We start from the raw sequence: 15,702 nt of genomic DNA on the forward strand, positions 1-15,702 counted from the left end.
ATGGTCAACGCAGCGCCTTATATGAATGCAAACGCACAGCTGGAGCAAATTTTCGAAGCTTTTAAACAGCGGACGATCACCCGCGTATTTTATGTCGCCTGCGGAGGTTCGTCGGCGCTTATGTATCCGAGCAAATATTTTTTGGACCGCGAATCGTCAACCATCACCGCTGAAATTTACAGCTCCAACGAGTTTATTCACCGCAATCCGCAATCGCTAAGCGAGCAGTCGCTCGTCATATTGTGCTCGCACAAAGGCAAGACGCCGGAGACGACGGCAGCCGCCAAATTTGCCAAAAGCAAAGGAGCGCTTGTCGTATCGCTGATGTATGTGGAGACAGCGCCGCTTGCCGACGAGTCGGACTTTATCGTTAACTACAGCTGGATTTCTGCGGGGAATATGGAGCCGCATCCGGAAATAATGAACTACGCCGTTCTTTACAAGCTGGCGATGGGCCTGTTGTATGTGAAAGAAGGCAACAACAAATACGAAAAACTGCTCAGCAGCTTGGACAATCTCGGTTCCGTCTTCGAAAAAGTGATGCAGCAAAACACGGGGTTGGTGGATGCCTACGCGCAGAAATATAAAGATGAAAAAATCATCTACACGATGGCCAGCGGGGCGAACTACGGCATGGCTTACTCGTTTGCGATTTGCATTCTGATGGAGATGCAGCGGATTCATTCCCATGCGATCCATGCCGGTGAGTTTTTCCACGGGCCGTTTGAAATATTGGACAAGGACGTTCCGTTTATTTTGTTGATGGGGCTGGACGAAACACGGCCTCTCGAGGAGCGGGCGCTGACATTTCTTAAGCAATACGGCGAAAAGTTGATTATCGTGGATGCCAAAAACTTCGACCTGACCGGCATAGATGAAGAAGTGCAAGGATATTTGGCTCCGCTCGTCAACAACTTCTTCCTGCGCATGTTCGCGCTGGCGTTGTCCAAGGCAAGAAATCATCCGCTGGAAACGCGGCGTTACATGTTCAAGGTGCCTTACTAGGAGGTTGTCTGACGAAAGAAAATCTGTGAATATTTATTCATGCATTAGGTTATTCCGGGAAAGGGATGGCACTCCACCGCTCACCACATGGATAAATATTCGTGAAAATCAATCGTCGGGCAAATTCCTAAGGCGGACTGCGGTAAGTAATTCGACGGTCATGTACAGACGAACTCCGCTGTACTATGGCCGTTTTTTTTATGAAAAAAGCTTCGTCCCTTGGTTTCACTTTATCGGCAATTCAGTCGCTAACCGCCGAATCTATGACCGGGTAATATGGGGATGCGATTATCGCCCCTGACCAGCTTGCAGCTTTTTGTTCGCGAACCGGCAGGTGACGATTAACGCAGACCGGAAGAGGAAGTTGTGAACGAGCGGCTTGAAAGCTGCGAACGGGCAGTTGAAGTCGAATTTGAAGTCGAATTTGAACTTGAACTTAGGTAACGAGCAGCCCGCTAAAGCCGATGGCCAGGGATGGGTACGGGATGGAAAAGCGCTAGCGGCCGCTTTTGAATCGTATCCCGACCGTTTTTATCCATTCATAGGGATACGATTTCAATTGGCGGTTGGAATCCCGTACCCATTCCCTCCCAACGCGCCAAAGCGACTGGAGGCGTAACTAGCTGTTGCTCCCGGTTAACAAGGTTCAACAAGACGATAATGCAACAAAATCGATAAATAATATAAGAAAATAAATCCCGAATGACAGAGACTTCGCCTATTGTGTTTTTTTCGTAAAACACGGTATGAATTTACAAGATAAGCATACCGCAGTGCATGGAATGAAATATAACACGAAATTATAATAATCCTATACCGTTTAAGCTGTTTTTGCCCTGGTTTTATATAAAATGTTAGAGATACATCTATATATTAGAACAATGTACTGCTTATAAGCGAATGGAGCTGGGAGTGATAGGAATGGATAATGCCCTGCTGAAAATCAGCAACCTCACTGCGGAATTTAAAACGGACAAAGGCGTGTTCCCCGCAATCAGCGGAGTTCATTTGACCATTAATAAAGGTGAAGTCGTGTGTATCGTCGGCGAAAGCGGAAGCGGCAAGACGGTAGCTTCGCTTTCCTTAATGCAGCTTATTCCTGCGGTCGGCAAAATCACGTCCGGCGAAATTACGTTTGAGGGCCGGGACCTGCTGAAAGCGAAGAAGAAGGAAATGGCGCAAATCAGAGGAAAATCGATCTCCATGATTTTTCAGGATCCGATGATGGCTCTGGACCCTGTATATACATGCGGCAGCCAAATTATCGAGGCGATCCGGATACATCAGAGCATATCCCGCCAGGATGCCCATACTAAAGCGTTGGAACTGCTGAAGCAGGTGGGCATCGCTCATCCCCAGCGATGCATGAATGCATATCCGCATGAGCTGTCCGGAGGCATGTGCCAGCGGATCAGCATCGCGATGGCGCTTTCGTGCAGTCCGAAGCTGCTTATTGCGGACGAACCTACGACAGCGCTGGATGTGACGGTACAGGCGCAAATTCTCGATCTGCTGAAAACGATCAGAAATGAAATGAATATGAGCATTATGCTGATTACGCATGATCTTGGGGTGGTGGCGGAAATGGCCGACCGTGTGGCCGTAATGTACGCCGGCAAAGTGATGGAGGAAGGGGATGTCAGAACGATTTTCCGCAATCCGCAGCATCCATACACGAAAGGGCTGATTAAGTCGATCCCCCATATGGATCAAAAAAACGGTAAGCTTTACAGCATCAGCGGCGCCGTGCCCAGTATCAGCTCGATGCCGCAGGGCTGCAGATTTGCTCCCAGATGCGAGGAGGCGGCGGATATATGCCGCCAGCGTGAGCCGGAAATGCAGCAGCTCAGCGACAGCTGTCAAGCCCGCTGCTGGAAATTCGCGCCGGAATGGAAAGAAGGTGAGGCGGGATGAAGGAAATTCTTTTGGAGGTCAACAAGGTCAAAAAATATTTCCCTTTAAAAAAGAGCTTTTTTTCAAACCGCTCAGGACAGGTGAAAGCGGTCGACGAAGTCAGCTTTACCATTTTTAAAGGCGAGACGTTTGGGCTGGTTGGCGAGTCCGGCTGTGGAAAAAGCACATTATCCCGTGTCATCATGCGGCTGACCGACGCCGACAGCGGCGAAATCAAATTCGAAAACACCGACTTATTAAAACTGAAAGGGGAGGAATTAAGAAAACAGCGGGGCAAATTTCAAATGGTGTTCCAGAAGCCGTTCGAATCGCTAAACCCAAGAAGGACGGTAGGGCAAATTATCGGCGCTCCTTTTGAAATTCACGGAATCGCTTCGGGTGTGGACAAAGAAAGCAGAGTCAAACGTCTGCTGGAGCTGGTGGGATTGAGCCCGCAATATATCAACCGTTATCCGCATGAATTTTCCGGGGGGCAACGGCAGCGTATCGGCATCGCCCGGGCTATTGCCTTGAATCCGCAGCTAGTCGTGTGCGATGAAGCCGTATCCGCATTGGACGTGTCCATCCAGTCGCAAATTCTGAATCTGCTTGGCGATCTGCAAAAGGAATTCGGACTCACTTACCTGTTCATTTCACACAACTTGTCGGTGGTCAAACATATGAGTAGCCGGATCGCCGTGATGTATCTCGGAAAAATCGTGGAAATTGCCGATGCCGAGGAGTTGTATGCAAACGCCAGCCATCCGTACACGAAGGCGCTGTTGTCTGCGATCCCGCAGCCCGATCCCGATTTCAACAAGGAGCGGATCATTCTGAGCGGCGACGTCCCAAGCCCCGTGAACCCGCCGAGCGGCTGCAGGTTTTGTACAAGATGCCAAGAAGCGATGCCGATATGCCGTGAAATCGCGCCGGAATTTGTGCCATTAAACGATAAACATGCCGTTGCATGCCACCTGTATGCAGAGACGCCGGCGGCGCAAGCGGTGGCTGCCGGTATGGCCGATTAGACATAATGTCCATGCGGACACAACGGAATAACTGTAAATTGTGCAAATTTACAGAATAGAAGGTGAAAACGTGATTCGTTTTATAAGCGAAAAAGCAGCGCTTCTGGTTATTCAGGTGCTTGTGGTCGGCACCTTGGTATTTTCATTAATCCATTTTATGCCAGGGGATCCCGCCGTTCTTGTGCTTGGCACCGAAAGAGGCGGCGACGCGGCGGCGGTGGCGGAAATGCGTCATACGCTGGGGCTCGACCAGCCCTTAATCAAGCAATACACCCATTGGTTAATGAATTTTGCAAAGCTCGATATGGGACAATCCCTTTTCGATAAAACGCCGGTCACCACGTATATTTCGCAAAGGCTCCCGAATACGGTTGAGCTTGCGGTCGTATCGATCATACTAGCTACGTTGATCGGCGTTCCGCTTGGCATCGCGGCGGCATTGAAACGGCAAAGCGTGATCGATCTGGTGTTGTCCTCATTTGCGGCGCTTGGCGTGTCGTTTCCCGTGTACGTGCTGGGTGCGTTTATGATTCTGGTATTAAGCTTCAAGCTTCAATGGTTTCCTGCCAGCGGTTTCGTCGAATTTAGCGACAACCCGGGCAAACATATGATGCGGCTGGCGCTGCCCGCGTTGACGCTCGCATTAGGCCTGGCCGCCTCGATCGCGAGAATGACGCGCTCCTCCATGCTGGAGGTGCTGAACAAAGATTTTATCCAGACGCTTAGAGCCAAAGGAGTGCCGGAGTGGAAAATCATCGTCAAGCATGCATTCCGCAATGCGATCATTCCCGTCATTACCATCATCGGCCTGCAGCTCGGCAATTTGATCGGGGGGACGGTGCTCATCGAATATTTGTTCAACTGGCCCGGCATGAGCACACTACTGGTCACCTCGATATCCAATCGCGATTACCCGCTGATTCAAGGCTGCATCGTCGTGATGGCCACATTTTTTATCGTTGTCAATATCGCGGTCGACCTGTTGTACGGACTGATGGACCCGAGAGTGCGTTAATTCCGGCAGCAGGCAGCTTGTGCTTTCTGAACAGGCGCAATACCGTCAAGGAGTTGGATTTATGCTGAATAAGTGCATCAGGAATAAAACGTTTGTCATCAGCTCGATTGTGCTGCTGCCCATTCTCATCATCGCAGCGATCGGACCGTGGATCATTCCTTACGATCCGCTTGAAATACACCCCGATCTCGTGCTTAAATCATCGTTGCCGGGGCATCCGCTTGGTACCGACGAATTCGGCAGAGATATTATGAGCCGGATGATTATCGGGATTCGTCCGTCGCTGACCGTAGCGCTTGGTTCGACGGCGCTGGCGTTTACCATAGGACTGCTGCTGGGAATTGTATCGGGTTACTTCCGGGGGTTCGCGGAAAAAACGATCATGCGGGCCGTCGATATCATTTTATGTTTTCCGCCGATTTTGCTCGCGCTGATGGTAGTCGGTTTCTGGGGGGCAGGCGTCAAAAATATGATCCTGATCATCGGTATCGTGTACGCTCCGCATTTTGCCCGGATCGCCTATTCATCGACTTTGCAGATCAAGCAGCAGGAATACGTAGAGAGCGAATTGTCGCTGGGCGCGTCCCATAGCCGTGTATTGTTCGGCTGCATATTGCCCAACATCATGTCTCCGCTGATTATCCAAATCAGCCTGACGATCGCTGCCGCCATTTTGCTTGAATCGGGGCTCAGCTTCCTCGGCTTGGGTGTCGTTCCGCCGGAACCGTCATGGGGGCAGATGATCGGGCAGTCTCGGGGGTATATCAGCTTAAACCCGATGTACGCGGTTTGGCCTTCATTATGCCTTGGCATTACCATTCTTGCGGTCAATTTGCTTGGGGACAGCTTGCGCGATATTTTGGATCCGAAGCTGAACCGTTCGTAACCTTGGCGCATTTCCAGCGCGTACGAATCCAGGGGCGCATGTCCCGGCGCCGCATGGCGGCGGTCGACCCCCACGCAGCAGCAAATTCGCAACTTGGCTAATAACGGCAGTAATTTCCAGGTGCTGTCTTTATTTTAGATTTGTATTATAAACTTAAGGGGAGGCATGCAGTAATGGTAACACGTTTGACAAAAGCAATGCTTGTAGTAATGGCCGCGATTCTGATTCTCAGCGGCTGCGGGGGAGCGGGAACAAGCAAAACCGGGGACTCGGCAAAAACGGACGGCTCGGGTAAAGGAAGCAGCCAAAATCTGATTTTTGGTTTATCCGGCGAGCCGACGACCATGGATCCGCTTGTACAAAACGGTACCCACGGCAGAACAATTAAATTAGCCATCTATCGCGGGCTTGTCAATTACGATAAGGAAGGCAAGCTGAGCAACGAACTGGCCGAATCGTATTCGCTGTCGGCAGATAAGAAAACGTATACGTTCAAGCTGCGCGACGCCAAGTTTCAAAATGGCGACCCTGTCACCGCCGAGGATGTGAAATACACTTTCGAACGCATCGCCAATCCGAAAAATAACGCAACGTTCCGCAACGAGCTGTCCGTAATCGATAAAATTGAAGCGACCGACGCCAAAACGGTGGCCATTACATTAAAAGAAACTTCCGCGCCTTTTATCCATTACTTGGCGTTGCCGGAATCAGTCATTGTCTCCAAGAAGTGGACCGAAGAGAAAAACGGCGATTTGAATGCAGCTCCGATGGGAGCGGGTCCGTTCCAGTTCGTCAAATGGACTAAAGGCCAGGAATTCGTTGTGAAAAAATTCGACGGCTATTATAAGAAAGATCGGGTCAAGCTGGACAACTTAAGATTTGTTTTTTATCCGGACGAAAATACGCGGGTTAACGCGCTGAAAGCCGGGGATGTCGACTTGATCGACACCGTTCCCTGGAAGGATGCCGCAGCGCTTGAGCAGGATTCAAAGCTGAAGCTGGATGGAGTCAGCGGACCGTTTATGCAGCTGCAGTTCAACACACAGTTCGCGCCGTTCAGCGATCCGCGGGTGAGAAAAGCAATATCGTATGCGATCGACCGCAAAACGATCATCAACACGGCGTTTAACGGACGGGGCAAGCCGATTTACGGCATGGCCATTCCGCAGGGCTACATGGGCTACAATGAAAAAAATGAAAATTATTTCGATTACAATGTTGAAAAGGCGAAAAAGCTTTTGGCTGAAGCGGGGTATCCGAACGGCTTTAAAGCCCGCCTCTTATCGACATCGCAATTTTCTTATCATCAGCAAACGGCGGTAGCGGTACAATCCGAATTAAAGAAGGTCGGCATCGAAGTGGAGCTGGATCTGCCTGACTGGGCTACTCGCGTCAAGAAAAATACGGAAGGCAACTACGACTTTGTTGTCGCGGGCACATCCGGAGACATTACGGACGCGGACTGGCTCAGCAACTTCTACACCGGCGGCCCGGCGAGGCTGAACAATTCGGCATTCTTCGACGACGCGCAAATCAATAAGCTGTTGATTGACGGGCGCAAGGAGCTGGACGAGGCGAAACGCAAAGAAATTTACGATAAATTGATTGACCGCGCGCTTGACCTGTCCCCGTTTGTTTATTTGTCGTGGCGCGAGCAAGCGTATGGCATGAAGGCAACTGTCGGAGGGTTTAAAAATATGCCGGGCTTCTTATCGTTCCAATCCGGTATTACGCTTGAAGACACATTTATAAAGTAGCTTGCGACCTGTGGCCCCCGGATGCGTCTGGGGGCATCTTATATCATTTGTTGATGGACCGGCTCAAAGTCTAGTACAATAGATTCAACACCATGCTTTCGCGGAAAAGAGGGGTCTAAACGATTCTGTACAAGCTCAGGAACATGTTTGGATTTCTGTCTCGAAATCTTCAGATTCGGATGATCGTCTCTATTGTCATACTCGTCTTTATCGCCGTATTTTTCTCGCTGAACATCACCTTTAAGCATACGGAAACGTTGTTCGAGAAAGAAACGTCCGATCTCTTGATCAGCAATTTGGAGCAGGTGGGCAATCAGGTTGAGAATGTGACGCTGGATATGATGAAGCTGTCGAATGTGCTTAGTCTCGACGATACCGTGACCTCCAATTTGAGCGCTTACCGGCGGACCCCGGACTTCAAGCCGTTCAGTACGATGAAGCTTCCACAGGAGCTTGCGCCGGAGGACTACGCCCGCATGTCCAAAATCGAAAATCGCTTGAATTTTACGAAAAACAACAACTTTTTTAATTATAACGCACACATGATCATTATCAGCTCGGACGGTCTCGTCAGCAATGTCATGGGCAACATTGTAAGCGATATCGATATGAATCAGGATTACTTGAATTTTAAGCAGGAGTTCGGCCAGGAGCTAAAGGATGAGGAATGGTTCCGTTCACTCGTCCGCCATGAAAAAGATTCGGTGTGGACCGTGCCATTCGTTTACCGCACCTCCAAGCTTACGGATGAGAAGCATTACGTTTCGCTGGCCAAGTCGATCAAAAACAGCCTTACCGGCGAAATGCTCGGTATCGTCATGATCAATCTCGATCTGGACAATTTTGTCTCGTTGTTTACGGTCCGTTCCAAGGGTTCAATCCTGCTGCTTGACGGCCAAGATCAAATTATCAAAACGTCGGGCGACGTAGATGTTGAAGATATCGACAACGTAAAGAAGGACTTGAAGCTTTACGGCACCCAAAAGGGCTATTTTATCGGCACGTCGGACAACAAGCGCTACATGGTGACTTATTACATTTTAAACCGGTTGAACTGGACGGTCGTTTCGGTTATTCCATACGCCGACGTCATGAACAACACCTCCAGTCTTAAAAATAAAGTGTTAACGATCAATTATATCGTGTTTGGCTTGTTCTTGTTGTCCAGTGTCGCTTTGATATTATATATTACAAATCCCTTAAAGCTGCTGATCAGAGATTTAAGGAAAAAAAAGATCGGCATTTACAGCGTCGGTACTAAAGATATCTCTTATTCCAACGATGTGAACAGCATCGTCAAAAGCTTCGACCTGCTGTTTAAGCGGATCGACGAGCTTGTGCTTAGAGTAATGGGCGAGCAGAAAAGGGAACAGGAGCTGAAATACGAAGCGCTAAAGGCGCAGATCAACCCGCATTTTTTGTTTAACACTTTAAATATTATCAAGTGGACCGCGATGATGAACGGAGCGTCGAATGCGTCCAGCATGATCGCCGATCTGGGCAGCTTGCTGGAGGTCAGCATGAAGAAGGGCGAAGAGGAAATTGCGCTTAAGGAAGAGCTGCGGCTGGTCAAAGCGTATATGAATATCCAGAACGCCCGCTACAATGACAGCATTGAGCTGCATGTGGCGATCGACCCGGCATTCAACGATTACCGGATCATCAAGCTGCTGCTGCAGCCTGTGGTGGAAAATTGCTTTTTGCACGGATTAAAAAACAAAAAAAGCGGAGGCCGCATCGAAATCGGAGCCCGTTTGGAAGGGAATCGCCTGCAGATCGACGTAAGCGACAACGGGGAAGGCATCGACGAACTCAGGATCCGCGAAATTTTGAACGAGTCGCCTGAAGAGGCAAGCGGGCAGCACAAATTCAGCGGGGTCGGACTGCGGAATATTCACGACCGGCTGCAGCTCAAATACGGGGAGCCGTTCGGTTTGCGTATCTCGTCCTTCGGAGAGCAGGGGACTACGGTATCGGTCATCATTCCGGCCGTACGGAGGGAGCAGGAAGCTTTGGAATAAACATCCGCAGGAGGGAGTGGTCTTATCTATGCTTAAGGTTATTATCGTTGACGATGAAGCTTTGGTCCGGATCGGCATCAAGTCATGCATCGAATGGGAGAAATACGACTTCGAATTTGTCGGGCAAGCTGAAGACGGCATACAAGCGCTTGAGCTGATCGAACAAACCCGCCCCGATATCGTGCTCACCGATATACTGATGCCCAATATGGACGGCCTTGAGCTGATTGGACATTTATCCGAGCGTTATCCCGGTACCAAGGTGATCGTTTTAAGCTGCTACAACGAGATGGATGCCGTCAAAAAAGCGATGCGGCTTGGGGCCGAGGATTATATACTGAAGCTTTCCATGCAGCCCGACAGTCTCTTGGAAATTTTGCTCAAAACGAAGACGGAAGTCGAGAAGCAACGGCTGCAAAACGAAGAAAAGATCACTTTCGAGTCGGTGCTGAGAGCGAACAAGCAGGTGATCAAAAACGGCTTGTACAAAAAACTGCTGAGCGGCTCGACCGGTTACGCCGATTTTCAAAAGGAAGCTTCGATTATGCAGGTGCAGCCCGCGTTCACCCAATTCCTCGTCATTTATTGCACAATCGACGACTATGATAACGCCCCTGCAAAAAGCAGGCTGAAGGACAGCCATCTGCTCAGCTCGTCGTTTATTAATATTTTGATGGAAGGCCTTGCCGATTTGACGAAAGCCGAATTCGCCGAAATGGATGAAGGCGATTATTTGATATTGCTTGATGCGTCAGTTCAGGCCGCTTCCCACCGTCAGGTGCTGACCGAATTTTTTCAAAAAATGAACCGTTCGCTCCAGCGCTACTTGAATATTACCGTTTCCTTCGCCGTATCAGGCAAAACCGGCAGCTTGAAGGAAGTTCCGGCGTTGTACGCCAAAGCGAAGCGTGCTTCCGGACACCGCTTTTATCAAGGCCGGGAAAGTATTTTGTTTGCCGACATGCTGCCGGACTTCAGCGATAAGGAAATCATTTTCAGCCTGGATGAAGAAAAGCGGCTTATGGATTATATTGAGGCAAGCGATTACGACGGAGTGAACATTTTCGTGGGCCGGTTTTTCGACGGCATTTTGTCCGATGCGGATCATCACCCGATGAGCGTCAAAACCGCGGTATTAAATATGCTGTATATTTTTATGAAGGTGCTGAAGCCGTACGAAGAGCAGGTGCCGGCGGCATACGGAGACTCAAAATTGAAATGGACGGAATTGATTTTGGAAGCGGAATCGCTGGCTGACATCAGGAGCTGCGTTGACGAATTCATGGCCGGCTTCAGCCAGGCGATGCTGGCGGTTAAAGGAGCGATGGCCAGACCGGAAATTATGGGCATCAAACGGTATATCTACGATAATATCGAACAAAACATTTCGCTCGAGGACGCCGCCAGGTTTTCCAATATGAGCCGGAGTTATTTTTCTTTTATTTTCAAAAAGGAAATGGGCGACAGTTTTACTAACTTTGTCAACCGCACCAAAATGGAAAAGGCGCGGGATTTGATCATGCAGCGTAATTTGAAGGTGTATGAGGCGGCGGAGAAGGTAGGCATCAAAGACGAAGCTTACTTCAGCAAGCTGTTTAAAAAATATATCGGCGTCAGCCCCGGAAAAATGAAAGGAAAAGGCGGTACTCATGAATAATTGCAAATTGTGCCAGAGACAGGGGCGGCAAAGCGAAGATCCGTATTTCGTGACGGAGACCACATATTATGCGGTTTACCACGCTCCCGTGGAGAAACGGCTGGTCGGGTATTTGTATATAGAGCCAAAACGGCATGCCGAATCGTGGCAGGAACTGACGGGGGAAGAACAAGCCGAGCTTCCCGGGCTGATCGCCCGTCTGGAAAACATGCTGTATAAAGAAATTCGGGCGGAACGTGTCTACACGTTGTCCGTGGGAGAGACCGTCCGGCATCTGCATCTCCACCTGATTCCACGATGCTCAGGCGTGTTGCTTGAAGGGCTGGAGCTGATTCAGCGGGCCGCCGGCCCGGAAGGGACGGGCCAGCCCGTCAGCGAAGCGGACATCCGGCAGTTCATCGCGAAGATAAAGCCGGAACTGTGACGTCATAACAAAAGCGGAATGAGGAGAACCGGCCGTATGAGCGACATCCGTATAAGAACGTATAATAAGCTGATTCGCGATAAAATACCTGAAATCCTGGATGCCAAAGGAATCAACTATTCGATTCGCGAGCTGAGCCAGTCCGAATATAAAGCGAAGCTCAATGGCAAGCTGCATGAAGAATTGCAGGAATATGTAACGGCATCCCCGGAGGAAAGGCTGGCAGAGTTGGCCGATATGGTTGAGGTGATCCACGCAATCATTGTAAACAGCGGCGCAACGATAGAGCAATTTGAGCGGATCAGGAAACAAAAGCTGGAGGAGCGCGGCGGGTTTCAGCAAAAGCTTCTTCTGATTAGCACAAGTGAATAGTTTGTAACATAAGAAGAGCATCCGAGAGGGTGCTTTTTTTTGTTGGGATACCTAAAATCTGTGATTTGTTCTATATACACGCAAAATGTATGAATGTGAAGGAAGACGCGATCCGTGTACAATACAAGGTAAGAGCCATTTTACCATTATACAGCGAAGGACGATGCACAAGTGAATCCATGGATCATTTTGACTGAAACAAAAGACAGCTCTTCGGCATATTTGAAAGGGGAGCGCGGGTTGGCCGCGCAGGGCTGCTTATGAATAGAATCGAAATAAAACTCGTTTCAGCGCGCGTAAGCAGGTTTTGGCCGGCAACGCTGAAAAACAAGCTGTTTGCCGCGTTTATTTTGTGTGTGTTTGTTCCGATGTCCATCGGATTCGTGTATACGTTCCGGGAAATCGAAACGACGCTGCAGGACAAATTGATTCAGAAAAGCGCTTTCAATCTGGCAATGACGCGCAAAAGCCTGGACGACGTGCTGAGCATTTTGACCAAAGCGTTTTATATCGTGGAGAAAGACCAGACGGTTGCCGCGCAGCTGCGCGAGCCTGACCTCAATTCGGATTTTAGGCGTACGAAAATTGTCGAAGACAAACTGGTTTCTTTGGACGATTCGCTGTTTTTGTACCATTCGCCGCAGGTTTACTTTACGGTAGCCGATTTTTACGGGCACATGTACGCTTCCTTTATGCCCAAGCGAATATTGGATTACGACATTTTTCTGAAAGAGTACGGGTTGACGCGAGGGGCAGGGTATACGCCGCACCGCTGGATTACGCCCGACCCAAACTATGTGTCCGGCGATCGTTCGAGCAGTCCGGACCTGTTGACGCTGCTGGGCATCTTGCTTGACAGCAACAACCAGCCGATGGGTTATGCGCGGGTCAGCCTCGATTACCACAACTGGTTTCGTGCGGCGATGCAGGACCGCGTCGACTCGCAGATGTACAGCATCGTTTCCCGATCGGGTGACATGCTTGTCAGCTCCGGAGACGGACCGCCGCTTAACGCCTCGGCGCTGCAATCGCTGCTCGCCTCGAAAGATACGGAAGGGTATTTTATCGACGAAGCGTCGTCGACCATCGTGCTCTACAACTACATTCCGGCTTTGAACTGGTATTTGGTCAGCTATATGAAGTCGGATTTATTGTTAAGCGAGATTCACACGGTGAAAATGAGATATTTTGCGATTTTTTGCACGTTTGCCGTGCTTTTCGCGTGTATCACCTTATTTATCGCCTCTTCGATCACCAAACCGCTGCAGCGTTTAAGCAAAAAAATGGTTCAAGTCGTGAACCACCGGCTGGAAATTCCGCTGACCGATACAAACGCACGCGGCGAAGTACAGGAGCTGACGCGCACTTTTAACCAGATGATCCGCGATATGAAGGACATGCTGCATAAGCTCAAGCTGGAGCAGGTGCAGAAGGAGGCCGTCCGCTTCCAAATGCTGCTGTCGCAAATGAACCCGCATTTTTTGTTCAACACGTTAAGCACGATCAAATTTATCGCTTTGCGCAAGCAAAACGACGATATTGCGGACATCTGCATTTCGCTTGGCCAACTGCTGGAGACAAGCTTAAACTCGGAAATTGAAATGATTCATCTGAAGAAGGAGATCGAGCTGCTGAACGATTATATCCATATTCAGCAGTACCGCTTCAAGTTTATTTGCGACATCCGTTACGAATATGATGAGAAATACGATTATGCGCTTGTTCCGAAGCTGAGTCTTCAACCGTTGATTGAAAACTCCATCTATCACGGTTTCTCCAACATGCTGGAGTCTGCGGAAATTATCGTACGTATCCGTGCCGAAGGCAAACGGTTGACGATCGAGGTGGACGATAACGGAAAAGGGCTGCATATGTCCAAGACGCCGGCGGTTAAAGCGGGTACGCTGCGTAAAGGCATCGGGTTGTCCAACCTGAGAGAGCGGCTGCAAATATTGTTTAAGCAGGAAGCGGAGCTTGAGCTCATTCCGCTGGAGAAAGGAGCCCGGGTCCGGTTTACGTTCCCGCTGCTGCTGTCGAGCCCTTTTGAAATGGAGGTTACGGGTGATGTGGAAAGTACTGCTGGTAGAGGATGAACTGTTCATCAGGGAATCGATCCGGGAAATAATTGCGTGGGAGCAATACCAATTTACGCTGGTCGGTGAAGCGGGGAATGGCAAAGAAGCGCTTGATATGATCGAAGTAAGCAACCCCGATCTGGTGATCACCGATATTATGATGCCGGAAATGGACGGGCTGGAGCTGCTCAAAACGGTAAGAGAGCGGGGTTATGCGTGCAAGTTTGTAATGCTGACCTGCTTGAACGATTTTCACTATGCGCGGGAAGCGCTGGAATACGGTGCCTCCAATTATATATTGAAGTTGTCGATGAGCATCAAGTCGCTGCAGGAAACGCTGCTTAAGGTGCGGAAGGAGCTGGAAAAAAGCTTGCAGTACGACGGGTACGAAACTTCCCGGTATTACGAAGACATTTGGCATCGTTTGTTTGATCCGTCAAAACCGCACGCAGTTGGAGACTATCCCGCTCCACCTGTAAGAGAAGCTAATCGCAAATGGCTCCGGATATTCGGCATTCTTCATGAACAAGCGGATTACAGTGCAGCCGAGTTCCATTCTCTTAAACTATTAAAGCAGTCGGAGAGGTGCATCGTACACGTATTTACCCGATATGGGCAAACCACGGTGTTCATCTGGTCGTCGGAACCGATCGCAGTCTCCGGAGCCGCACCCGCAACCATAATCGAATCTGCCCTCGCATCCGTAACCGCTCCCACAGTGGGAGAATCGGGTCGGTTGATCGTACAGGCTTCCGAAATGGCCCAAGGCGCCAGGATGGCGGAGCTTTGGACCGCGATGGCGGAACGAATGAATGCACACTGGTACGCCGCAGAGCAGGCGGATGCCTCGGTGCCGGCAGCGGGTCTGCCGCCGGTCGCTTTACCCTTATCTCAGCCGTTACTGCCGCCAAATTCGAGCCAAGCGGGGGCTGAATGGTATTGGGCGGAGGAAACTAGGTTTTTTCAGCAATTCGAGCAGATGCGGCTTGACGCTTGCCTGACGCTGTTAGACGAGCTGTGGGCCGCTCTGAAGCGGCTGAACATCGGCATGGCGAAGGTGAAGGAGCTTGCCGTACAGATGGATAAGACGCTTGTTCGCCAAGCGAGAAGGCAGCCGGAATCCCCGGACGAGCTGTGGCTTGCGATCAGCGCGGACGGCCTGAAACAACTGCTGGCCGCGCGAATGGAGCGGTATATGAGCCTGTTGATTACGTCGGTGGAGAAACCGACCGATCATGTGGAGATCAATAAATTAAAGGAATACATTTTAAAGCATTACGGCAGTCCGATTACGGTCCGGTCGATGGCTGCGTACGTATCGCTGGATGAAACGTATTTAAGCAATTTGTTTAAACAAAAGACAGGAGAAACGCTCATTAAATATTTGCACAGAATCCGTGTGGATAAATCGAAATACGATTTGACGCAGACGACGCAGCCCATCTATGAGATCGCCGAAAAGGTCGGGTTCGTCAACGTCAACTATTACAACCGGATTTTCAAGCGGATGGTGGGCGTGACTCCTTCGGAATATCGCACAAATCACAGTTCTCAGCTGTCTTGAACGGG

At 49.9% G+C, this 15,702-nt stretch carries 12 protein-coding genes; all 12 read left to right on the forward strand.

What is annotated here, in order from left to right; translation table 11 throughout:
* Complete coding sequence (locus EYB31_RS15995; RefSeq protein WP_131014363.1) at positions 1-1,005, forward strand: SIS domain-containing protein; 1,005 nt, start codon at positions 1-3, stop codon at positions 1,003-1,005.
* A 921-nt stretch (positions 1,006-1,926) separates the two neighbouring features.
* Positions 1,927-2,919: an ABC transporter ATP-binding protein gene (locus EYB31_RS16000; RefSeq protein ID WP_131014364.1), complete on the forward strand. Its 993-nt coding sequence runs from the start codon at positions 1,927-1,929 to the stop codon at positions 2,917-2,919.
* Positions 2,916-3,926, forward strand: a complete 1,011-nt coding sequence (locus tag EYB31_RS16005) for an ABC transporter ATP-binding protein (protein ID WP_131014365.1) — start codon at positions 2,916-2,918, stop codon at positions 3,924-3,926. Before EYB31_RS16000 ends, EYB31_RS16005 begins: the two co-directional genes overlap by 4 nt.
* A gap of 70 nt (positions 3,927-3,996) precedes the next feature.
* Positions 3,997-4,941 carry an ABC transporter permease gene (locus EYB31_RS16010; protein ID WP_131014366.1) on the forward strand — a complete coding sequence of 315 codons (945 nt, stop codon included), beginning with the start codon at positions 3,997-3,999 and terminating at the stop codon, positions 4,939-4,941.
* 61 nt (positions 4,942-5,002) lie between these two features.
* Complete coding sequence (locus EYB31_RS16015; RefSeq protein ID WP_131014367.1) at positions 5,003-5,827, forward strand: ABC transporter permease; 825 nt, start codon at positions 5,003-5,005, stop codon at positions 5,825-5,827.
* A 173-nt stretch (positions 5,828-6,000) separates the two neighbouring features.
* Positions 6,001-7,584, forward strand: coding sequence for an ABC transporter substrate-binding protein (locus EYB31_RS16020; RefSeq protein ID WP_206105460.1), 1,584 nt, complete (start codon positions 6,001-6,003; stop codon positions 7,582-7,584).
* Positions 7,585-7,727: 143 nt separating this feature from the next.
* Positions 7,728-9,605: a cache domain-containing sensor histidine kinase gene (locus EYB31_RS16025; protein WP_131014368.1), complete on the forward strand. Its 1,878-nt coding sequence runs from the start codon at positions 7,728-7,730 to the stop codon at positions 9,603-9,605.
* Positions 9,606-9,633: 28 nt separating this feature from the next.
* Complete coding sequence (locus EYB31_RS16030; protein WP_131014369.1) at positions 9,634-11,262, forward strand: response regulator transcription factor; 1,629 nt, start codon at positions 9,634-9,636, stop codon at positions 11,260-11,262.
* A gap of 49 nt (positions 11,263-11,311) precedes the next feature.
* Positions 11,312-11,686: an HIT family protein gene (locus EYB31_RS16035; RefSeq protein ID WP_165452445.1), complete on the forward strand. Its 375-nt coding sequence runs from the start codon at positions 11,312-11,314 to the stop codon at positions 11,684-11,686.
* A gap of 36 nt (positions 11,687-11,722) precedes the next feature.
* The gene (locus EYB31_RS16040; protein WP_131014371.1) at positions 11,723-12,058 is read left to right on the forward strand and encodes a nucleoside triphosphate pyrophosphohydrolase; all 336 of its coding nucleotides are present in this window, start codon (positions 11,723-11,725) and stop codon (positions 12,056-12,058) included.
* 260 nt (positions 12,059-12,318) lie between these two features.
* Entirely contained in the window at positions 12,319-14,151 is a 1,833-nt protein-coding gene (locus EYB31_RS16045; RefSeq protein WP_131014372.1) for a sensor histidine kinase, read from the forward strand.
* Positions 14,123-15,697, forward strand: a complete 1,575-nt coding sequence (locus EYB31_RS40240; RefSeq protein WP_165452446.1) for a response regulator — start codon at positions 14,123-14,125, stop codon at positions 15,695-15,697. The genes EYB31_RS16045 and EYB31_RS40240 overlap by 29 nt, the downstream gene beginning before the upstream one ends.
* The last annotated feature ends 5 nt before the right edge of the window (positions 15,698-15,702 follow it).

This window comes from Paenibacillus thalictri (assembly GCF_004307995.1).
Lineage (GTDB): Bacteria > Bacillota > Bacilli > Paenibacillales > NBRC-103111 > Paenibacillus_AF > Paenibacillus_AF thalictri.